The following is a 19,947-nucleotide window of genomic DNA, read 5'->3' as shown; positions in this document are numbered from 1 at the left end:
TTACAGGGTCAATCGGTTGTCAAACGGTCAGATGAGCGCCGTCGAACCCTTCGGTCTCGACGAGCGACCGGACCACGGCGGCGATCCGGTCCGGCGGCGTCCACCGGCTGGTGTCGGCGTCCGGCATCGCGGCGCGGTTCGCGGGGGTGTCGATGGTGCCGGGCAGGATGGTGTTCACCCGGATGCCGTCACGCGCGTACTCCGCGTGCAGGGCGTCGGCGAACGCGATCACCCCGGCCTTGGCGGTGATGTACCCGGCCGCGCCGGAGAACGGGTGCTGCGCCGCGCGGCTCGACGTACAAACGATCGCTCCACCACCGGCCGCGACCAGGTGCGGCAGGACCTCCCGGGTGATCAGGTACGTCGGCCGCAGGTTGAGCCGCAGGATGCTCTCGAAGTCCTCGACCGGCGTCTCGTGCACCCGCGCGCCGGACGCGAACCCGCCGACGAGGTTGACCAGGGCGGTCAGCGGGGCGTTCTCGTCGGACGCGGCGAGCGCCACGACGTCCGCCGTACCGGCCGGGTCGAACGGGTCGGCGACGATCGGGTTCAGCGCCGGGTCGGTGCCGAGCCGGGCCAGCGACTCCTCGGACCGCCCGGGGACGACGACCCGCCACCCCGCGCGCAGGAACTGCGCGGTCACCGCCACGCCGAGCGCACCGGTGCCACCGGCAACCACCACTGTGTTGGTCATGGCGGCCAGCCTAGGTCCTGTCTAATCAGGTCGCGGTGGTGACGGGGCGGGACTAGGTTGGGCGGTTGTGCGGATTCTGATGCTGGGCGGGAACGGGTTTGTCGGGCGCGCGATCGTGGACGACGCGCTGGCCCAGGGCCACGAGGTGACGTCGTTCAGTCGCGGGAAGAGCGGAGCTCCGCTGCCCGACGGCGTGACGCAGCTGATCGGGGATCGCGAGGCCGGTGACTACGCGGCGCTGCGGACCGGTGAGTGGGACGCGGTGGTGGACACCAGCGGGTTCCGGACCCGGGACGTCGACCAGGCCATGGACGTGCTCGGCGACCGGGTCGGGCGGTACGTGTTCGTCTCGAGCCACGCGGTCTATGTCCGGGACCTGCCGGCCGGGACCGACGAGACCGCGCCGCGCCGCGAGCCGCTGCGCGACGCCGACGTGCTCACGAACGACACGTACGGACCCTGCAAGGTCGCCTGTGAGGACGACGTCGTCGAGCGGTACGGCGATCGCGCCACCCTGGTCCGTCCCGGCCGGGTCACCGGGCCCGGCGACTCCTCCGGTACGGCGCTGTACTGGATCCGCCGCGGCGCTCAGGGCGGACGCATCGCCCTCCCGACCAGTCCTGAGGCCCCGCTGCAACTGGTCGACAGCCGCGACGTCGCCGGCCTGATCCTGCGTCTCGTCGCCGACAACCGCTCCGGCGCCTACAACGCCGTCGGCCCCGACTCCACCATGGCCGAGCTGATCCACACCGCGGCAGACCTGTCCGGCACAGCCGCCGACATCATCCCGATCCCGTTCGACGCCGTCCCGCCCCGCTTCCCGCTGATGGACCCCGAAGCCGAGTGGGGCGAACGTCGCCGTAACCCCGCCAAGGCTCGCGCGGCTGGCATGCCAGTCACACCCCTCCGCCAGACAGTCGCGGACGTCCTCCGCTGGGACCGCGGCCGAGGCGTCCCACCCCTCGCCATCGGCCTCACCCCAGACGCCGAGGCCACCCTCCTCGCCCAGCACAATTTGCCTGGCTGACCCACCAACTTCCGGGTTCTGCACCCTGGTTGCGGGTACCGAACCCCTCATTTCGATGGCTGACCAGCCAAATTCGGGCGGGCGACCTACTCGGGCAGCGCGAGGGTGCGGCCGGCGTCTCGGGCGGCGTTGATGGAGCGGGTGAGGGTGTCTTTCAGGGCGGCTGCCTCGTCGGCGAAGCCTTGGACTACGGACGTGTCGCCTACGGGTTCGGTGCGGGCGAGGAGTTCGATGTAGCGGTCGCCGTCCTCCAGCGCCGCCTCGGCGCGCAGGGCGGCGTCGGCGGAGCGGACTCGGTCGGCGTACTGGTTCAGCAGGTCCACCTTGCGGGTGATCGCCTCCACCGACAGCGCGAGTGCGCGACGCTGCGGGCCAAGGACGGCGTCGAGCTCAGCGGTCGCCATGCCGCGTGCGACGTCCGCCTGCCTGGCCCGCAGTACGGTTTGCTCGCGGAGCACCTGCGCGATGTCCCACAGCTGCTCCGGCAGAACCAGTTCGTTCTTCACCTCGTCGAGCAGACCGCGCCGGGTGACCGTTGCCTCGAGCACCGTTTTCACCGCGCGCTGCGCCCGGGTCAGCAGCCGCGCGGCCCGGTCGTCGAAGTCCTCCGGCAGCAGGTACTTCCGGTGCTGCAACCGGACCGCCTTGTGCCCGCGGTCCTCGACCGCCGTCTTCACCAGGATGCCGCCGGTCGCCAGCACCGCGACCCCGGCCAGCCCGACGGATCCCCACGCGGCAACGGACGCCGGCAGCGTGGCGGCCATGATGATCAGCGCCAGGATCCAGCCCCCGACACACACCGCAAGCCACACCAGCAGCGTCCCGAACGTGTTGCCGGGCGCCGCCGACCACGACGTCTGCCGCTTCGGCCGCGGCGCGTCGGCCGCCACGAACAACTCCGGCCGGCGCTCGTACAAGCGCCGTACGCCGACCGGCACACCCGGCGCGAACACAGGCTCCATCGCCACCTCCGGAGAAGACGTCAGCACTCAGCGTAAGGGGTGTCTGATGTTCCCGCGCCGTCGCGAGCAGGTGCTCGGTGCGGTGCATCGGCGTGCGGGGGCGAAGGTCTCGATGCGGAGCATCGTGGCCTTTGCACCCGTGCGGCGAGGTGCCGTGCCGAGTGCCGCGCAGTAGGCGCGGGGACATCAGACACCCCTTCCCCGCGCGGCGAGCCCATCGAGGAAGATCGCCAGGCCGAACTCGAACAGCTGGTCCAGGTCGTAGTCGTAGTCGAAGCCGTCGGCCAGGAGTTCCTGAAACGCCGTCAGGTTTCCGGCCGCGATCATCGCCGCCAGCTGGTCGCCCTGCCGGTCGGCCCACTCGTCCGCGGTCACGCCGGTGTCCTGCTCGGCCTGTGCCTCGGACTCCATCACCAGCGCGATCCCCCGCACGTACGCGAACAGGCTGATCGTCGCCGACAACGCCGCGCTCTTCCCGAATCCGCGTAACGCCCGCAGGACCGCATCCGTGTGCGGCAGCAGCCGCGGCACCAGCTGCGGCCGGCTCAGACTGATCGCGCTCGCGAGCCAGAGATGCCGCCGGTACGCCGCCCAGTGCACGCGCGCCACCGCCGTCACCGCGTCTCGCCAGCTCCCGGAGATCTCCCGCAACGGAAACTCACCGATGGCCGCGTCGACCATCTGGACGACGAGCGCGTCCTTGCCGCCGACGTAGCGGTACAGCGCCATCGTCGACACTCCGAGCTCGGTCGCGATCCGGCGCATGGACAACGCCGCGAGCCCTTCGGCGTCGGCAATCGCGATCCCCATCCGGACGATCTCGTCGCGGTCCAGGTCGGGCAGGTCGTCGGGACCGGCAGCGGTACGCCGGGAGCGCGGCGGCGGTCCGACCACGGTCCCGACGCCGGGCGAGGCATGCACGAGCCGGTCGGCCTGCAGCACCTGCAACGCCTTGGTCGCGGTCGCCATCGCCACTCCGAAGTCGCGGACCAAGGCCCGCGTCGACGGCACCCGCTCCCCCGGCCGCAGCTCCCCGGCCTCGATCCGCCGCCGCAGCTCGGCGGCGATCACCTGGTACGGCGCTTCGCCCATCACCCCTCCTGACCCTAGTGCACGTACATCGTACGCGCACTAGTCTCCGGACCTGGACTTCGTGTCAAGATGGGCCGCATGCTGCGCGAACTGCACCTCACCGGCAACCCGGACGCCGACAAGTTGCTCAACGACGACCCGTTCGCCTTGCTGGTCGGCATGCTCCTCGACCAGCAGTACCCGATGGAGCACGCATTCTCCGGCCCGTTGAAGATCGCGAACCGGATGGACGGTTTCGACCTGCACAAGATCGCCGCGACCGACCTGGAGACGTTCGTCGAGCTCTGCGTCACCCCGCCGGCGATCCACCGGTACGGCGGCTCGATGGCCCGCCGGGTGCACGCGCTCGCGCAGGAGATCATCGCGAAGTACGACGGCGACGCCGCCAACATCTGGCTGGCCGGCCGCCCGAAGCCGGACGGCGCCGAGGTGCTGAAGCGGCTCAAGGCGCTCCCGGGGTTCGGGGAGCAGAAGGCGAAGATCTTCCTCGCGCTGCTCGGCAAGCAGCGCGGTGTCACGCCGAAGGGCTGGCGCGAGGCGGCCGGCAACTACGGCGACCGCGGCTCGCGACGCTCGATCGCCGACGTCACGGACGCCGCGTCCCTGGGCGAGGTGCGCAGCTTCAAGAAGGCGGCGAAGGCGGCCGCCAAGGCCTGATCCCCGAGACACCGGCGCCCGATCGGTAGCAGCCGGACGCGGGATGTCCCTTGTACTCCACGAGATTCCCTGCGAAGTCCGCTGTCCGGCTCTATGCTCACTAGGGCGACGGGAGGAGCGCGGATGGACATCCGGGATCTGGATCGCAGGGCCGGTGCGGTGCTCGGGGAAGTCGTGATGCAGGTCCGGCCTGAGCACCTGTGGTTTCCCACCCCGTGCCCGGACTGGACCGTCCGGGGCCTGATGCGCCACCTGGTCAGCCAGAACGAGGGCCTGGCCGCCGCCGCGCTGAACGGCACCGCCTCCGTCCACACCTGGAACAGCGGCCGCCTCGGCGACAACCCGGCCGGCGCCTATCGCCGCTCGAACGTGCGGGTCGCGGACGCGTTCGCCGACGGCGGTGCGCTGGACCGGCTGGTGGAGGTCCGCGAGTTCGGCTCGTTCCCGCGCCGGATCGCGCTGACCTTCCACCAGCTCGACTGCGTCGTACACGCCTGGGACCTGGCCCGCGCGATCGACGTCCCGTACGATCCGCCGCCGGACCTGGTCGAGCAGGCGCTCCAGCTGGCCCGCCGGATCCCCGACACCGACGCGAACCGCGGCGCCGGTTACGCGTTCGAACGCAGCGTCAAGGTTTCCGGCACGACCCCCGACTTCGACCAGCTACTCGCCCTCCTCGGCCGCAACCCGGAGTGGGTCTCCCCGCTGGATTGAGTAGTGGGGCAGGTCGATCGCGTCCGGCTTCGCGATCGCTGCCTTCGCCAGGGTCCCGGCCAGCAGCCGCGACGTCATCACGCGCAGCACGAGATCCCGGTACGCGATCCCGAACGTGCTCATCGGCATCGCCATCTTGATCCCGCCCGGCGGCAGCTCCGTCCGCTGCTCGACGTACGCCCGCATCCGGTGCTGGTACGCCGGGAACGCCCGCGCGTGATCGCCGTCCGCGGCGGCCAGCTCGCCCGCGAGGACGTACGCACCGACGAGCGACAGCGCCGTACCGTGGCCGGCCATCGGGGACCCGCAGTATCCGGCGTCACCGACCAGAGCGATCCGCCCGCGGGACCACTGCGGTACGACGACCCGGCTGGTCGAGTCGAGGTAGAAGTCGTCGGCCGCGGCCAGCTGGTTCAGGATGTGCGGGGCGTGCCAGCCGAGCCCCTCGAACCGCGACCGCACCAACTGCTTCTGCGCCTCGACGTCCCGGCGGTCGTAGCTGAGCACCGGCGACCGGAAGCTCAACAGCGCCTTCGCGAACCGCGGATCCCGATCCGGCCGCAGGCCGACCCAGCGCCCACCCGGCGCGGTGTAGAGCTTCATCCAGTGCTTCAGGTCCTCCGGTGCCTCGACCGTGAAGTAGGACGTGTAGCCGCCGAGGTGGTGCACGAACTCCTCCTCCGGCCCGAACCCGAGCCGCCGGACCCGGGAGTGCACCCCGTCCGCGCCGAGCACCAGATCGAACCGCCGCCGGGTCCCGCTCGCGAACGTGACGTCGACGCCGCTCGAGTCCTGCGTCAGCTCGACGACCGAGTCGCCGTAGAGGTACTCCACCTCGTGCGTCGCGTCGGCCAGGATCCCGGCCAAGTCGCCGCGCAGGATCTCGATCTCGGCGACCGGCCCCGTGCCGTCGAGGAGCTCCGCGGGCATCGCGGCGGACTGCCGCCCGTCGGCCCGCACGTACGCGAGCCCGCGCTCGTGCAGCTGCCGCTCGGCGACCGCCGGCATCAGCCCCATCCGCTCGACCACCACTCGCGACACCCCGCGCAGGTCCACGGTCTGCCCGCCCGGCCGCGGCCCCGGCGCGATCTCGACCACCGTCGGCGCGAACCCGAACCGCCGCAACCAGAACGCCGCCGCCGGCCCCGCGATCCCACCACCGGAAATCAGCACAGTCTTCATCTCACAACCCCTTAGCTAGTGCGCGTACGCCGTACACGGTGCACTAGGTTGAGGAGTCGGCGCCAGCGCGCACTAGTACACCGGCCGTGGTGCACCAGATCAGAGGGTGAGGGCCAGCCGGGTCGCCTGCTCGATCGCCCGCTTGGCATCGAGTTCGGCGGCGACGTCGGCGCCGCCGACGAGGTGGACGGGGCGGCCGGTTGCCCGGAGGGCTTCGGCGAGGTCGCGGACCGGTTCCTGGCCGGCGCAGATCACCACCGTGTCGACCGCCAGTACGCGCGGCTTCTCGCGCTTCGGGCCGAACGAGATGTGCAGGCCTTCGTCGTCGATCCGCTCGTAGTTGACGCCCGGCAACTGCTCGACCTGCTTGTTCTTCAGCGCGGCCCGATGGACCCAGCCGGTCGTCTTCCCGAGCCCGGCGCCGATCTTCCCGGCCTTGCGCTGCAGCAGATACACCTTGCGCGGCGACGGTTCCGGCCGCGGTACGGCGAGCGCGCCGGGCAGCTGTGTCGGATCGCCGACGCCCCATTCCGCCTTCCAGGCTTCGAGATCCGGCGACGTACCGGTCAGGAACTCGCTGACGTCGACGCCGATCCCGCCGGCCCCGATCACCGCGACCGAGTCCCCGACCGGCTTGCCGTCGCGGACCACCTCGACGTACGAGAGCACCTTGGGGTGGTCGATCCCGGGGATCGCCGGCACCCGCGGTACGACGCCGGTCGCGAGCACGATCTCGTCGAACCCGGCCAGGTCGTCGGCGCCCGCCCGGCGGCCGAGGTGCACCTTGACGCCGGTCAGGTCGAGCTGCCGCCGGTAGTACCGGATCGTCTCGGCGAACTCCTCCTTGCCCGGGATCCGGCGCGCGATCCCGAACTGCCCGCCGAGTTCCGCATCCGCCTCGAACAGCTCGACCCGGTGCCCGCGCCCGGCCGCCGTCACCGCCGCCGCCAGCCCGGCCGGCCCGGCCCCGACCACCGCGATGCTCTTCGTCCGCCGGGTCGGCAGCAGCCGCAGCTCGGTCTCGCGGGCCGCCCGCGGGTTGACCATGCAGCTCGCCTTCTTCTTCGCGAACACGTGGTCGAGGCACGCCTGGTTGCAGGCGATACAGACGTTGATCTCGTCGGCCCGATCGGTCGTTGCCTTCAGCACCCACTCCGGGTCGGCCAGGAACGGCCGGGCCATGCTGACCAGATCGGCGTCGCCGCGGGCCAGCACCTCCTCGGCGACCTGCGGCAGGTTGATCCGGTTCGACGTGACCACCGGGATCTTCACGTGCGGCTTGAACGCGGCGGTCACGCTGGTGAACGCGGCCCGCGGCACGGAAGTGACGATGGTCGGGACCCGCGCCTCGTGCCAGCCGATCCCGGTGTTGATGATCGACGCCCCGGCCGCCTCGATCTCGCGGCCGAGCGTGACCACGTCGTCCCAGGTCTGCCCGCCCTCGACCAGGTCGGCCATCGACAACCGGTAGATGATCAGGAAGTCGTCGCCGACCCGTTCGCGGGTCCGCCGGACGATCTCGACCGCGAGCCGGCGGCGGTTCTCCGGGCTGCCGCCCCAGCGGTCGGTCCGCCGGTTCGTCCGCTCGGACAGGAACTGGTTGATGAAGTAGCCCTCCGAGCCCATGATCTCGACGCCGTCGTACCCGGCCTCGCGGGCGAGCGCCGCGCAGTCGACGTACGCCTGGATCTGCTTCCGGACGCCGCGATCGGACAGCGCGCGCGGCCTGAACGGGTTGATCGGGGCCTTCAGAGCGGACGCGGACACGCTGAACGGGTGGTACGAGTACCGGCCGGCGTGCAGGATCTGCAGCGCGATCCGGCCGCCCGCTTCGTGCACGGCGCCGGTCAGCAGCCGGTGCCGGCGCGCCTGCCGCTTGGTCATCAGCGTGGACGCGAACGGCGTGAGCCAGCCGGTGCGGTTCGGCGCGTAGCCGCCCGTGACCATCAGGCCCACGCCGCCGCGGGCGCGCTCGGCGAAGTACGCGGCGAGCTTGGGCAAATCACTCGACCGGTCCTCGAGGCCGGTGTGCATCGACCCCATGATCACCCGGTTCGGCAGCACCACATGGCCGAGGTCGAGCGGCTCCAGCAACTTCGGGTACGAACTCATCGGCTGTCCTTCCGGAGGGCGTCGATCACCTCGTCGCACCAGGCGACGAAGGACTCCTCGGCGCGGATCCCGCCACGCAGTACGAGGTACTGATGCAGGTCGCGGCCGTGCAGCGTGGCCGGCTTCGGGAAGTCGCGTTTCTGGATCCCGCGGTACACCTCGCGCCGGGTCGCGTGCTCGGCCCGGTGCCGCTCGATCTCCCGCAGCACCAGGTCGACCGAGCCGAGCGAGGCGCCGCGCAACTTCACGCCGAGCCCGTCGCGCAGGATGGCGGGATCCTCCGGCTCGGCCAGCCAGCGCGACAACTCGGCGCGCCCGGCCGCCGCGACCCGGTAGACCTTCTTGTCCGGGCGGCCGTCCTGCGCGATCTCGGTGTGTTTCACCCAGCCGGCCTCGTCCATCCGCCGCAGCACCCGGTAGATCTGCTGGTGCGTGGCCGGCCAGAAGTACCCGATCGACCGGTCGAACCGCCGGGCCAGCTCGTACCCGGACCCGGCCCGCTCGGTCAGCGAAACCAGAATCGCGTGCTCCAGCGCCATTCCCGGAGCGTACCTATGCAACTCGTTGCAGTGCACCTGATTGCAGCCCAGGTCACATCACTTGTCCGGACAAGGTTGATGAGGTCTGGGGGAGAATGGTTGCAGACGCCATCTATCCCGGAGCGGAGTATCCATGAACCACCCGACGAAGACGACGTTGCCCGGTATCGGCATCCGGTACGACCTGGTCACCGACGCCGGCAAACACGTCTCGGTGGTGGTGCACAACGACGGGCGCCGCTTTCTGGGCTTCCACAATCCCGACGACGACGACGAGTGCCAGGCCAGCGTCCCGCTGGGGCAGGACGAGGCGGCCGCGCTCGCGCAGTTGCTGATCCCGGAACCGCTCGACCCGGTCCGCGGCGAGATGGAGATCGACCTGGTCACCGAACACGTCCCGGTCACCGCCAAGTCGCCGTACTCCGGGCGGACCCTCGGTGACACCCAGGCCCGCAGCCGGACCGGCGCGTCGATCGTCGCGGTCCTGCGCCGGACCGGGGCGACGCCGTCGCCGACGCCCGACTTCCGGTTCGCGACCGGCGACACGCTCGTCGTGGTCGGCACCCGCGAAGGCGTGGACGCCGTGGCCGACCTGATCGCCGGGGGCTGAGATGCACGAGGACATCACCGCCCTGCTGATCGAGCTGGGCGCGGTCATCCTTGCCCTCGGCATCCTCGGCCGGATCGCCGGCCGGCTCGGGTTCTCGCCGATCCCGCTGTACCTGCTGGCCGGGCTCGCGTTCGGGCACGGCGGCCTGCTGCCGCTGGCGGCGAGCGAGGAGTTCGTTGCCACCGGCGCCGAGATCGGCGTGATCCTGCTGCTGTTGCTGCTCGGGCTCGAGTACACCGCGTCGGATCTTGTCGGCACGCTGAAGACGCAGTACATCTCGGGAGCGGTCGACTTCCTGCTGAACGCGTTGCCCGGTGCGGCTGTCGCGTTGCTGCTCGGCTGGGGCCCGGTGGCGGCGGTCGCGCTGGCCGGTGTCACCTGGATCTCCTCGTCCGGCGTGATCGCGAAGGTCGTCGGCGACCTCGGCCGGCTGGGCAACCGGGAAACGCCGGTGGTGCTCGGGATCCTGGTGCTCGAGGACCTGTCGATGGCGGTCTACCTGCCGATCCTCACCGCGCTGCTGGCCGGTGTCGGACTGGCCGGCGGGAGCATGACGCTGCTGGTCTCGCTCGGCACGGTGAGTGTCGTGCTGTTCGTCGCACTCCGGTACGGACGGGTGATCAGCCGGGCGGTCTCCTCGGACAACCCGGAGATGCTGCTGCTCGTCGTCCTCGGACTGACGCTCCTCGTCGCGGGGATCGCACAGCAACTGCAGGTGTCGGCGGCGGTCGGCGCGTTCCTGGTCGGGATCGCGTTGTCCGGCGAGGTGGCGCACGGCGCCCGGAACCTGCTCAGCCCGCTGCGGGACCTCTTCGCCGCGGTGTTCTTCGTGTTCTTCGGCCTGAGCACGGACCCGGCGAAGATCCCGCCGGTGCTGGCGGTCGCGTTCGGGCTGGCGATCCTCACCGGGCTGACCAAGATCGCCACCGGCTGGTACGCCGCCCGGCGGGCCGGCATCTCGCCCGCGGGTCGCTGGCGGGCCGGCGGGACGCTGGTTGCGCGCGGCGAGTTCTCGATCGTCATCGCCGGTCTCGCGGTGGGTGTCGAGCCGAAGCTCGGCCCGCTCGCCACGGCGTACGTCCTGATCCTCGTCATCCTCGGCCCGATCGCCGCCCGCTACACCGAGCCACTCGCCCGCCACCTGTCCCGCAAACCGCGGAAGCCGACCGAAGCCCCGGCCGCGGAGCGTCTGGACGACACAGCCACGGCGCCTTCGTCACCCGCACACTGATCGGCGCCGCGGACCGCCACCGCTCACCAACCACCGCTCGTGGCCCGGCTTCGGCGGGGCTTGAGCGTGCGTCGACTCGTGCACCGCCAGTTGGTGAGTGCGGGGCGTCCGCCCGACCAGCAGGCGTCAGCGTGCGCGGATGCCGGCGGCTGCCTGGGTGACTGTGTCGGCGATGCGCCGCGCGCGGGTTTCGGGTCGCTTGGCGAGGGTGATCCATTCGAGGATCGTGCGGCGGGTGGACGGTGGGAAGGCGCGGAACTGCTCGTCCGCCTGCGGGTCGGCCGCGAGCGCGGCCTGCAGGTCGGGCGGGACGATCAGGTTCTGGGCGTCCGCCAGCAGGTCCCACGTCCCGGTTCGCCGGGCGTGCGTTACCAGATCCTCCCCCGGCGCGCGCATCAGGCCGGCCGCGGTCAGGCGCTCGACCCGCTCGCGGTTCACCTTGCTCCAGGTGCTGCGCGGGTTCCGCGGCGTGAAGCACTGGTACGTCGTCCACTCGTCGCGCCGGACCGTCTTGCTGTCGATCCACCCGAAGCACAGCGCGTGCTCGACCGCGGCCGCGAGGTTCAGGCCGCCGGCCTCGCGGCGCACCACGAGCCAGACGGATCGTTCACTCCGGCCGTTGGCTTCCAGCCAGGCACGCCACTCGTTCGCATCCACACAGTCCAAGGTCTCCATGGGACCAGCTTCGCCGGATAAGTGCTCATCCAATGAGCGGTTTTTCTCCGCGTTCGTGCGCGAGCAGCGCCCGCTTGCGCTCGATGCCGCCGCCGTACCCGGTGAGGCTCCCGGTCGATCCGACCAGCCGGTGGCACGGGACGATGATGCTGACCGGGTTCTTCCCGTTGGCCAGTCCGACCGCGCGGGCCGACTGCGGCTTCAGCCCGAGGTCCGCGGCGAGACCGCCGTACGTCGTGGTCACGCCGTACGGGATGTCCTGGAGAGCGGCCCAGATCCGGCGCTGGAAGTCCGTCCCGGCCAGGAGCAGCGGTACGTCGAAGGTCGTGCGGCCGTGGTGGAAGTACTCGTCGAGCTGTTCGGCCACCGCGGACAGGGCGGAGTCGTCGCGATCGCCGAACCTGGTCGGATCGGGGCGGTACCGCTGCTTGTCCATGAACAGGCCGGTCAGCTCGCCCGCGTCGGTGCCCACCAGGGTGAGCGGACCGAGCGGGCTGTCGACGACGGCGTACGTCACCGGGTGGACTCCCACTGCGCGCGGTCGATCCGGTAGAACACGTGCCGGCGCAGCCGATGGCCTTCCGGGATCCGCGGGTGGTCGAAGTCGCCGGCCTCGTCGTGCGTCATCCCGATCCGCTGCATCACCCGCTGGGACGGCAGATTGGTGGTCGCGGTGAAGGACACCACCTCGTCCAGCCCGCCCGGGCCGAACCCGTGTGCGAGCGCCGCGCGGGCCGCCTCGGTCGCATAACCGTTGCCCCAGGCGCCTTTCGCGAGCCGCCAGCCGATCTCCACGGCCGGCATGAAGTGCGCCTCGAAGCTCGGCACCGACAACCCGGTGAACCCGATGAACTCACCGGTGTCCCGGACCTCCAGCGCCCACAGCCCCCAGCCGCGCTCGTCGATCAGCGGCTGGTTCCGGTCGATCAGTGCGTCACTCTGCTCGCGCGTCTGCGGCGCCGGGAAGTGCTCCATCACCGCCGGGTCGGTGTTCAGCGCCGCGAACGGTTCCCGGTCGGAATCGCGCCAGTTCCGGAGCAGCAGGCGGTCGGTGGTCAGCTCGGTCATCGTCACTCCGCGGGGATCGTGTTGATCGCATGGTCACCGGTGGCCCACAGGTACTGCACCGCGTACGCACGCCAAGGCCGCCACGCGCGGGCGTGGTCGGTCAGGAGTTTGGGGGCCTCGGGCAAGCCTAGGTCACGCGCGGCGTAACGGATACCGAGATCGCTGGCCACGAAGGCGTCCGGATCACCGAGCGCGCGCATCGCGATCGACTCCACCGTCCAGGGCCCGATGCCGGGCAGTGCGGCCAACTGCTCGCGCGCACGATCCCAGTCTGCACCGGCCCCGAGGTCGATGTCGCCGGCAGCGAGGGTCGCGATCAGCGTGGTGAGCGTCGTACGGCGGGACTTCGGGAAGGCCAGCGACTCGGGGTCGAGCCCGGCCAGCGCCTGCGTCGTCGGGAACAAGTGCGTGAGGCCGCCGGACGGGTCTTCGATCGGCTCGCCGTGCTGCAGGACCAGGCGCTGGGCGTGGGTCCGGGCCGCTGCCGTCGACACCTGCTGCCCGAGCACCGCCCGGACGGCGAACTCCTCGCCGTCGACGGTGTGCGGGACACGTCGGCCCGGGGCCTTCGCGATCAGCGGAGCGAGCACCGGATCGGTGGCGAGCAGGTCGTCGACGGCGACCGGGTCCGCGTCCAGGTCGAGCATCCGGCGGCAACGGCTGATCGCGATCGCGAGGTCGCGCTGGTCGGTCAGCGAGAGTTGGCACGCGATGTGGTCCGGCATCGGTCGCAGGGCGACGACGCCGTGACCGTGCGGGAGCCGCAACGTGCGGCGGTAGTGACCGTCGCGCCACTCCTCCACCCCCGGTACGCCGGTCGCGATCAGGTGGCCGAACAGGTTGTCGGGCGTCAACGGCGAGCGGAACGGGAGCCGGAGCGAGATCGTGCCGGGCGCCGCGGTCGTCGTCCCCCGGCGAGCCCGCCGGCGCAGCTCGGTCGGCGCCAGCGCGAAGACTTCCTGGACGGTCTCGTTGAACGTCCGCACGCTCGAGAACCCGGCGGCGAACGCGACGTCCGCCATCTGCAACTCGCTCGTCTCGATCAGCAGGCGCGCGGTCTGTGCCCGCTGCGCACGGGCGAGCGCGAGCGGCCCGGCGCCGAGCTCGGCCTGGAGCTGGCGCTGCACCTGACGGACGCTGTAGCCGAGCCGGCCGGCCAGGCCCGGTACGCCGTCGCGGTCGACGACGCCGTCCGCAATCAGGCGCATCGCCCGCGCGACCAGGTCGGCGCGATCGTTCCACTCCGGCGAACCCGGGCTCGCGTCCGGCCGGCACCGCTTGCAGGCCCGGAACCCGGCCTGCTGGGCGGCGGCCGCGCTCGGGTAGAACCGCATGTTCTCGACCTTCGGCGGCACCACCGGGCAACTCGGCCGGCAGTAGATCTTGGTCGTCAGCACCGCCGTGAAGAACCACCCGTCGAACCGGGCGTCCTTGGACTGCACCGCGCGGACGCATCGCTCCCTGCACTCGTACACGCCCTCCAGCATCCCTGCCGCCACCGACAGTCGCTAGCGGATTTGCGACATGGAGGTGGAGGGCCGGTCGCGGGAATGCGACGCGAGGACCCGGTGGCGGATTCTCGCCAGCGTCGGCCGATCCGGGCCGCTGGACTGGAAGACATGAACGAACTGATTGGCAAGAAGGCCCTGGTGACCGGCGGCAGCCGCGGGATCGGCGCGGCGACGGCGGTGGCGCTCGCGGAGCGCGGAGCGGACGTCGCAATCACGTACAACTCGTCCGCGGACGCCGCAACCGCGGTGCTGAAGGAGATCGAGGCACTCGGGCGGCGCGGGTTCGCGTACGCCGTCGACTCGGGTGCTGCGGGCGCGGTCGCGGACGGCGTCCGCCGGGCCGCGGAATCCCTGGGCGGGCTGGACATCCTGGTCAACAACGCGGGCGTCGGCGCGATCGCCCCGATCACCGATCTCACACCGCAGGACGTCGACCGCGTGCTCGCCGTGAACATCCGGGGCGTGTACGCCGCCACGCAGGCCGCCGTACCGCTGCTGTCCGACGGGGCCCGCCTGATCCACCTGGGCAGCTGCGCGGCCGCGCGCGTGACGAGCCCCGGGATGACGCTGTACGCGATGAGCAAGGCAGCGCTGGTGGGCCTGAGCAAGGCCCTCGCCCGCGAGCTCGGCGCGCGCAACATCACGTCCAACGTCATCCAGCCGGGCCCCACCGACACCGACATGAACCCGTCCGACGGCCCGTTCGCGGCGCCCCAGATCGCCGACCTGGCCCTCGACCGCTTCGGCACCCCCGCCGAGGTGGCCGCCGCGGTCGCCTACCTGGCCGGCCCGCAGGCGGCGTACATCACCGGCACCGAACTGACCATCGACGGCGGCCACACCGCCTGACCCACCCGGCACCCACTCCATCATCGGCGGGGTTGTCCCCTCGGATGGGTGAACGGCGGCGGGCCGAGGTGAGCTCGGTTGTCGGTGGCTGGGGTTAGCGTCGGGTGGGTGAAGTTTTCGGTGACGGTGGGGGCGGCAGGCGCCGGGCGGGATCCGCGTGGGCTGGCGAAGCTTGCCCGGGTGGTGGAGGACTCGGGGTGGGACGGGTTGTTCCTGGAGGACTACCTCGTCTACCAGGGGGACGCGTCCTACCCGACGTACGACCCGTGGATCTGTCTGGCGGCCATGGCGATGGCCACCGAGCGGATCCGGATCGGGACGACCGTCACTCCACTGCCCCGGCGGCGGCCGTGGAAGGTGGCTGCCGAGGCGATGGCGCTGGACCACCTGTCCGGCGGCCGGTTGATCCTCGGAGTGGGCCTCGGGGATCCCGGCGATCCGTTCCTGGAGGCCAACAGCCCGCGGGTCCTGGCGGAGATGCTCGACGAAGGGCTGGCGATCATCGACGAGCTGTGGACGGGCCGGCCGGTGACCTTCCGCGGGAAGCATTACACGCTGGGGAACGCACAGCTGACGGCGCGGCCGGTGCAGGCGCCGCGGATACCGATCTGGGTCGGAGGCAACCTTCTTGTGCCCGCGGTGCGGCGGCGGATCCTGCGGTGGGACGGATCGTGTGCTTACAAAGGCAGTACGGACGCACCGCAGCAGATCACGCCCGCTGATGTCGTCAGGCTGTTGGCAGCGGGCGCGTCCGACGTGAAGGTGAGCGGCGGGGACCCGGGCGCGTTCGCGGCGGCGGGTGCCACGTGGTGGGGGCGGTGGATCGCGCCGATGCCGGCGGACGAGACCCTGGCGATCGTGCGCCAGGGGCCGCCGGCGCTCTGAACCGTTGACAGCGCGACGGCTCGGGGGCAGACTGCGGATGTTTTTAACGTTCAAACCCCCGTGGGAGGTCGCCGTGGCTACCTTGAAGCAGGTTGCCGCCCACGCGGAGGTCTCCGTGCAGACGGTGTCGAACGCGCTGAACGCTCCGCACCGCCTCCGCCCGGACACGCTCGAACGGGTGAACCGCTCGATCGAGCTGCTCAACTACCGGCCCAATCGTAACGCCCGCAGTCTGCGCACCAGCGCGGTCGAACTGATCGGCTACTGCGTGCCGAGCTGGCCGAACCAGACGCACCTGGTGATGGACCAGTTCCTGCACGCGCTGTGCGCCGCCGCGGAACGCACCGGCCGGCACATCCTGCTGTTCACCGCACCGGGCGGCGTCGACGGCATGCCGACGTACGACGACCTGCACGCGCGCCGGCTGGTCGACGGGTTCGTGCTGTCGCAGACCGAGACGCACGACCCGCGGCACGGGTGGCTGAAGCAGCAGGGCATCCCGTTCGTCAGCTTCGGCCGCGTGTGGAAGGAGACCACCCAGCCCGGTCCGTGGGTCGACGTCGACGGCGCGGCCGGCTCCGCGACAGCGGTGCGGCACCTGTACGAGACCGGTCGCCGGCGGATCGCGTTCCTGGGCTGGCCGAAGACGTCGGGCCTGGCCGAGGATCGGGCCGGCGGCTGGCGCGACGCGTGCAAGGACCTCGGACTGCCGACCGCCGGGCTGGCGGTCCGTTGCCGCGAGGACACCATCGAGGACGGCGCCCGCGCCACCGCGCGGCTGCTCGACGACGACGGCGCCGTCGACGGGATCGTTGCCCTGAGCGACATCCTCGCGCTCGGCGCGCTCCGCGAGCTGACCCGCCGCGGTCTCGCTCCCGGCCGCGACGTCGGCGTCACCGGCTTCGACGACTCGCCGCTCGCGGAGGTCGTCTCCCCCGGCCTGACCAGCCTCCGGCAACCGATGGACCAGATCGCCGAGGAGCTGATCACGATCCTGACCGGTGGGCCCGGTGACACCGCACCGGCCGGACGTCTGCTGCAACCGGAACTGGTGATCAGGGGCAGCTCGGCCCCTGGCTGATTTTCGGCGCTTCTCCCCGGGCGCCGTGAGAAGGAGGAACCGCCATGACTCCCTATCCGACCAACCGAAGTAGCTCCGCCCCACCCCGAAGCAGACCGGCACGCCGGACCGCCGGTATCGCCCTGCTCGCCACGGCGACCGTCCTGGCCGGCACCGCCTCCGCGCTCGCCGGCCCGACGGTCCACTCCACAACCAGCAGCCCGACCGCAGTGGCTGCCGGCGGGTCCGAGCTTTCCGAGACGACCCGCCTGACCGATCGCCGTTCGCTGGTGGTCGGCGACCGGGCCTACGCGATGGGCGACGAGTCCGGCCTCTACCCCGCGGCCGGGTGGCACGTCCGCGGTGAGATGGGCGGCTTCTGGTCGCAGCCGATCAAGCTGCTCGACGGCATCTGGTTCGGCCTCGACGGGAACTGGCTCGGCAAGCAGCTGCCCGCCGCGAAGTACACCAGCGGGCACGGCTACAGCCGGATCGACTACACCGGCGCCGTGAACGTCCGCCGGACCGACTTCGTCCCCGACGGCATCCGCGCGACGCTCGTCGGCCTCACGCTCAGCTCGAGTACGGCGAAGACGGTCAAGCTCGACGTCGACGCGCACTCGGAGCTGATGCAGTCCTACCCGTGGGGCTGGACCACCCCGAACGCCGCTGCCGCGAACCTGCCGGACACCGGCGACGTCAGCAACGGCGCGCTCCGGTTCCGCGAGCAGGGCACCCCGTCGTTCCCGAACGCGACCGCCCACGACTACGCCGCCTTCGTCGGATCGTCCCTGCGTCCGACGACCACGCAGCTCGGCGCGAATCACCGCGGGCCACAGAGCCCGGCGGTGATCTGCCCGGCCGACGGTACGACGCCCGCGCGCTGCGACGACTCGCTCGTCGGCAAGGGCACCGGCGGCCGACTCACGTACGACGTGCAGCTGGCCGCGGGTCAGCAGCAGACGATCTGGTTCGCGGTGGCCGGATCCGATCAGGGCAGCCAGGCCGCGGAACGCGAGTACGGCAAGGCGCTGAGCAACCCGGAGAAGTTGCTGCGGGCAAAGACCTCCGCCCGGCAGCAGATCGACGCGCAGTCCGCAGTGGACCTTCCTGGTGACCGGCTGCTGCAGCAGAGCGTCGAGTGGAGCAAACAGAACCTCGCGGACTCCGTGCAGGAGGCGCGCAACCTGCGGATCCGGGACGTGAACGAAGGCAAGGACTACGCGGCACCGGTCGGGACCGTGCCGGCCGCGCGCTGGTTCGGCGCCGGCTTCCCGGACTACCCCTGGCTGTTCGCGACCGATGGCGAGTACACCGCGTTCGCGGCCGTCGCGGCCGGTCAGTTCGACACCGTGAAACAACACCTGCGCGCACTCCGCGACGTCAGCGACCTGCTCAACCAGCGCAGCGGCAAGGTCGCGCACGAGGTGACGCCGACCGGTGACGTGTACTTCGGGTCGAACCAGAGCGCCGGCAACACCGACGAGACGGTCAAGTTCCCGAGCACGGTCGCGCTGCTGTGGCGGTGGACGGGCGACGACAAGTTCCGCGACGAGATGTACGACTTCAGCGTCCGGAACCTGCAGTACGTGTACCGCGAGCTCGACAAGGACAACGACGGCTGGCCCGAGGGTCTGGCGAACGTCGAGCGCGCCGGGATGGGTGTCGAGAAGCTCGACAGCACCGTGTACCTGGCCCGCGGCCTGCGGGACCTGGCCGACCTGGCCACGTCCAAGCACGACGCGAAGGTGCAGCAGTGGGCGACCGCCCGGGCGACCGACCTCGAGTCCCGGTTCGAGGCGCAGTGGTGGGTGCCGGCCGCGAAGGGGTATGCCGACTCGATCGACGACCCCGCCGATCCGGCCAACGACAACACGCCGATCTTCCAGCGGCACTGGATCGGCGTCACGCCGATGGAAGCGGTGCTGACGCGGCCGGGACAGACCTCGCCGCTCGCGTCGGACGCGCACGCGAACGTTGCGCTCGACCAGCGCGAAACGGCTTGCTACACAGGCGAGTTCGGCCTCTACCACACCGGCACCGGTCCGACCTCCGACCCGGCCGGCAACCCGGGCCCGTCCTGTGACCCGGTCGTCTCCCAGGTGAAGAGCGAGCGCAGCATCTTCGGCCTGAACACCTCCATCATGGCCGTTGCTGAGGGCAACTTCGGGCGGCTGGGCACGAAGCAGCAGCAGGTCTACACCACTGGCAACGCGCGGATCCAGCTCGACCCGTCGGTCTGGGAGCTGCCCGGCGCGATGCCGGAGATCGCCCCGTCGCCCGACTCCCCGGCGAACATCGGCCGGCCGTTCTACGACCGCTCGATGGCGCTGCAGGCCTGGGGCGCGTACGGGATCCTCTGGCCGGTGATCCACCAGCAGCTCGGCGTCGACCCCGATGTGGGCCACGGCCGGATCGCCGTCGTACCGCAGCTGCCGGAAGGCCAGCAGAAGGTTGCCGGTCGCAATATCAAGGTCGGTCATGGAGCCGTCGACGTGTCGGCACGCCTTACAAATAAGGCATTGTCGATCGAGGTGACCGTGAAGGGCGTCGGCGCGGCACTCACGGTCGGCGCCGTACTCCCGAAGGGCGCGACGGTGCGGAGCGTGGCGGTCGACGGTCACGCGGCGAAGTACCAGCTCGTCACGACCAGCCGTGGAACGGAGGTCCGGGTGCCGGCGCGCGGTGCGCACACGACGCTCACCATCACGCTGCAGTGAGTCGGACCTGAGCCGAGCCCTGGCCGGCCGGTGCGCGACCGTTCCGCGCACCGGCCGGCCTTGTGCTGCCCGGATATCGGCACTGCGGAGTCTTCGAGCGGACCAGAAAGCGGGCCCCTCCGAGTATGAGTCGGAGGGGCCCGCACAGCTGAAGGAAAGTGACGTCTCCAGCTTCCCGAAGCGGGTCCGTAGATGCCGGCAGACCCCGTCACCGGTCTACCTCGGTGGGGATCCCCACCGCGAGGGCACTCGGTTTCCGTTCGACCCGCCACCCCGATCGAAGTAGCGTGTCGATATTTCTACCGCTGCCGACGGGCCCGCACAACCCCTTCCAGGCAGCAGTTTTCCGTCGTCCACAA

The 19,947-nt window shown here is 71.1% G+C and carries 19 protein-coding genes; 9 read left to right on the top strand and 10 right to left on the bottom strand.

Annotation, left to right across the window (positions count from 1 at the left end):
• Positions 1 to 19 precede the first annotated feature (19 nt).
• Entirely contained in the window at positions 20 to 694 is a 675-nt protein-coding gene (locus tag ABZX12_RS42470) for an SDR family NAD(P)-dependent oxidoreductase (protein ID WP_355701167.1), read from the bottom strand.
• A 67-nt stretch (positions 695 to 761) separates the two neighbouring features.
• Between ABZX12_RS42470 and ABZX12_RS42465 the strand changes: the two genes are divergently transcribed.
• Positions 762 to 1,721, top strand: a complete 960-nt coding sequence (locus ABZX12_RS42465; RefSeq protein ID WP_355701166.1) for an NAD-dependent epimerase/dehydratase family protein — start codon at positions 762 to 764, stop codon at positions 1,719 to 1,721.
• A gap of 86 nt (positions 1,722 to 1,807) precedes the next feature.
• Here the strand turns inward: ABZX12_RS42465 and ABZX12_RS42460 are convergent, their stop codons facing one another.
• Both ABZX12_RS42460 and ABZX12_RS42455 read right to left on the bottom strand, forming a co-directional pair.
• On the bottom strand, positions 1,808 to 2,683 hold the full coding sequence (locus ABZX12_RS42460) for a hypothetical protein (RefSeq protein ID WP_355701165.1): 876 nt from the start codon (positions 2,681 to 2,683) through the stop codon (positions 1,808 to 1,810).
• A gap of 186 nt (positions 2,684 to 2,869) precedes the next feature.
• A complete protein-coding gene (locus ABZX12_RS42455) occupies positions 2,870 to 3,775 on the bottom strand; it encodes a GntR family transcriptional regulator (protein ID WP_355701164.1) in 906 nt (301 codons plus the stop codon).
• Positions 3,776 to 3,853: 78 nt separating this feature from the next.
• On the opposite strand from ABZX12_RS42455, the gene ABZX12_RS42450 reads away from it, so the two are divergent.
• Both ABZX12_RS42450 and ABZX12_RS42445 read left to right on the top strand, forming a co-directional pair.
• Positions 3,854 to 4,432, top strand: coding sequence for an HhH-GPD-type base excision DNA repair protein (locus ABZX12_RS42450; RefSeq protein ID WP_355701163.1), 579 nt, complete (start codon positions 3,854 to 3,856; stop codon positions 4,430 to 4,432).
• Positions 4,433 to 4,555: 123 nt separating this feature from the next.
• Positions 4,556 to 5,146: a TIGR03086 family metal-binding protein gene (locus tag ABZX12_RS42445; protein ID WP_355701162.1), complete on the top strand. Its 591-nt coding sequence runs from the start codon at positions 4,556 to 4,558 to the stop codon at positions 5,144 to 5,146.
• On the opposite strand, the gene ABZX12_RS42440 is transcribed toward ABZX12_RS42445, so the two are convergent.
• The 3 genes from ABZX12_RS42440 to ABZX12_RS42430 all read right to left on the bottom strand — a co-directional run bounded on the left by ABZX12_RS42440 (position 5,096) and on the right by ABZX12_RS42430 (position 8,979).
• Positions 5,096 to 6,328, bottom strand: coding sequence for an FAD-dependent monooxygenase (locus tag ABZX12_RS42440; RefSeq protein WP_355701161.1), 1,233 nt, complete (start codon positions 6,326 to 6,328; stop codon positions 5,096 to 5,098). The genes ABZX12_RS42445 and ABZX12_RS42440 overlap by 51 nt on opposite strands.
• 99 nt (positions 6,329 to 6,427) lie before the next feature.
• On the bottom strand, positions 6,428 to 8,440 hold the full coding sequence (locus ABZX12_RS42435) for an NADPH-dependent 2,4-dienoyl-CoA reductase (RefSeq protein ID WP_355701160.1): 2,013 nt from the start codon (positions 8,438 to 8,440) through the stop codon (positions 6,428 to 6,430).
• A complete protein-coding gene (locus ABZX12_RS42430; protein WP_355701159.1) occupies positions 8,437 to 8,979 on the bottom strand; it encodes a PadR family transcriptional regulator in 543 nt (180 codons plus the stop codon). Before ABZX12_RS42430 ends, ABZX12_RS42435 begins: the two co-directional genes overlap by 4 nt.
• 133 nt (positions 8,980 to 9,112) lie before the next feature.
• Here ABZX12_RS42430 and ABZX12_RS42425 point away from each other — a divergent pair, with 133 nt between their 5' ends.
• Together ABZX12_RS42425 and ABZX12_RS42420 are read left to right on the top strand one after the other, a co-directional pair.
• Positions 9,113 to 9,589, top strand: coding sequence for a TrkA C-terminal domain-containing protein (locus ABZX12_RS42425; RefSeq protein WP_355701158.1), 477 nt, complete (start codon positions 9,113 to 9,115; stop codon positions 9,587 to 9,589).
• A gap of 1 nt (position 9,590) precedes the next feature.
• Positions 9,591 to 10,820, top strand: a complete 1,230-nt coding sequence (locus ABZX12_RS42420; protein WP_355701157.1) for a cation:proton antiporter — start codon at positions 9,591 to 9,593, stop codon at positions 10,818 to 10,820.
• Positions 10,821 to 10,946: 126 nt separating this feature from the next.
• Here the strand turns inward: ABZX12_RS42420 and ABZX12_RS42415 are convergent, their stop codons facing one another.
• From ABZX12_RS42415 to ABZX12_RS42400, 4 genes are read right to left on the bottom strand one after another with little or no spacing between them, the layout of a single operon-like run.
• The gene (locus ABZX12_RS42415; RefSeq protein WP_355701156.1) at positions 10,947 to 11,495 is read right to left on the bottom strand and encodes a YdeI/OmpD-associated family protein; all 549 of its coding nucleotides are present in this window, start codon (positions 11,493 to 11,495) and stop codon (positions 10,947 to 10,949) included.
• Between the two features lie 25 nt (positions 11,496 to 11,520).
• On the bottom strand, positions 11,521 to 12,012 hold the full coding sequence (locus tag ABZX12_RS42410; protein WP_355701155.1) for a methylated-DNA--[protein]-cysteine S-methyltransferase: 492 nt from the start codon (positions 12,010 to 12,012) through the stop codon (positions 11,521 to 11,523).
• Complete coding sequence (locus ABZX12_RS42405) at positions 12,009 to 12,563, bottom strand: GNAT family N-acetyltransferase (protein ID WP_355701154.1); 555 nt, start codon at positions 12,561 to 12,563, stop codon at positions 12,009 to 12,011. Before ABZX12_RS42405 ends, ABZX12_RS42410 begins: the two co-directional genes overlap by 4 nt.
• Positions 12,564 to 12,565: 2 nt before the next feature.
• Complete coding sequence (locus tag ABZX12_RS42400; protein WP_355701153.1) at positions 12,566 to 14,062, bottom strand: AlkA N-terminal domain-containing protein; 1,497 nt, start codon at positions 14,060 to 14,062, stop codon at positions 12,566 to 12,568.
• Between the two features lie 120 nt (positions 14,063 to 14,182).
• Between ABZX12_RS42400 and ABZX12_RS42395 the strand changes: the two genes are divergently transcribed.
• The 4 genes from ABZX12_RS42395 to ABZX12_RS42380 all read left to right on the top strand — a co-directional run bounded on the left by ABZX12_RS42395 (position 14,183) and on the right by ABZX12_RS42380 (position 19,588).
• Complete coding sequence (locus ABZX12_RS42395; RefSeq protein ID WP_355701152.1) at positions 14,183 to 14,923, top strand: SDR family oxidoreductase; 741 nt, start codon at positions 14,183 to 14,185, stop codon at positions 14,921 to 14,923.
• Positions 14,924 to 15,031: 108 nt separating this feature from the next.
• Entirely contained in the window at positions 15,032 to 15,808 is a 777-nt protein-coding gene (locus ABZX12_RS42390; RefSeq protein WP_355701151.1) for an LLM class flavin-dependent oxidoreductase, read from the top strand.
• A gap of 73 nt (positions 15,809 to 15,881) precedes the next feature.
• Positions 15,882 to 16,889 (top strand): LacI family DNA-binding transcriptional regulator, encoded by a 1,008-nt coding sequence (locus tag ABZX12_RS42385; RefSeq protein ID WP_355701150.1) that lies wholly within the window; start codon positions 15,882 to 15,884, stop codon positions 16,887 to 16,889.
• 44 nt (positions 16,890 to 16,933) lie between these two features.
• Positions 16,934 to 19,588, top strand: coding sequence for a glycogen debranching protein (locus ABZX12_RS42380; RefSeq protein ID WP_355701149.1), 2,655 nt, complete (start codon positions 16,934 to 16,936; stop codon positions 19,586 to 19,588).
• Positions 19,589 to 19,947: the final 359 nt, after the last annotated feature.

Source organism: Kribbella sp. NPDC003505, from assembly GCF_040610875.1.
In the GTDB taxonomy this organism is placed as follows: Bacteria; Actinomycetota; Actinomycetes; order Propionibacteriales; family Kribbellaceae; genus Kribbella.
This window is presented reverse-complemented; position numbering and strand designations above follow the sequence as displayed.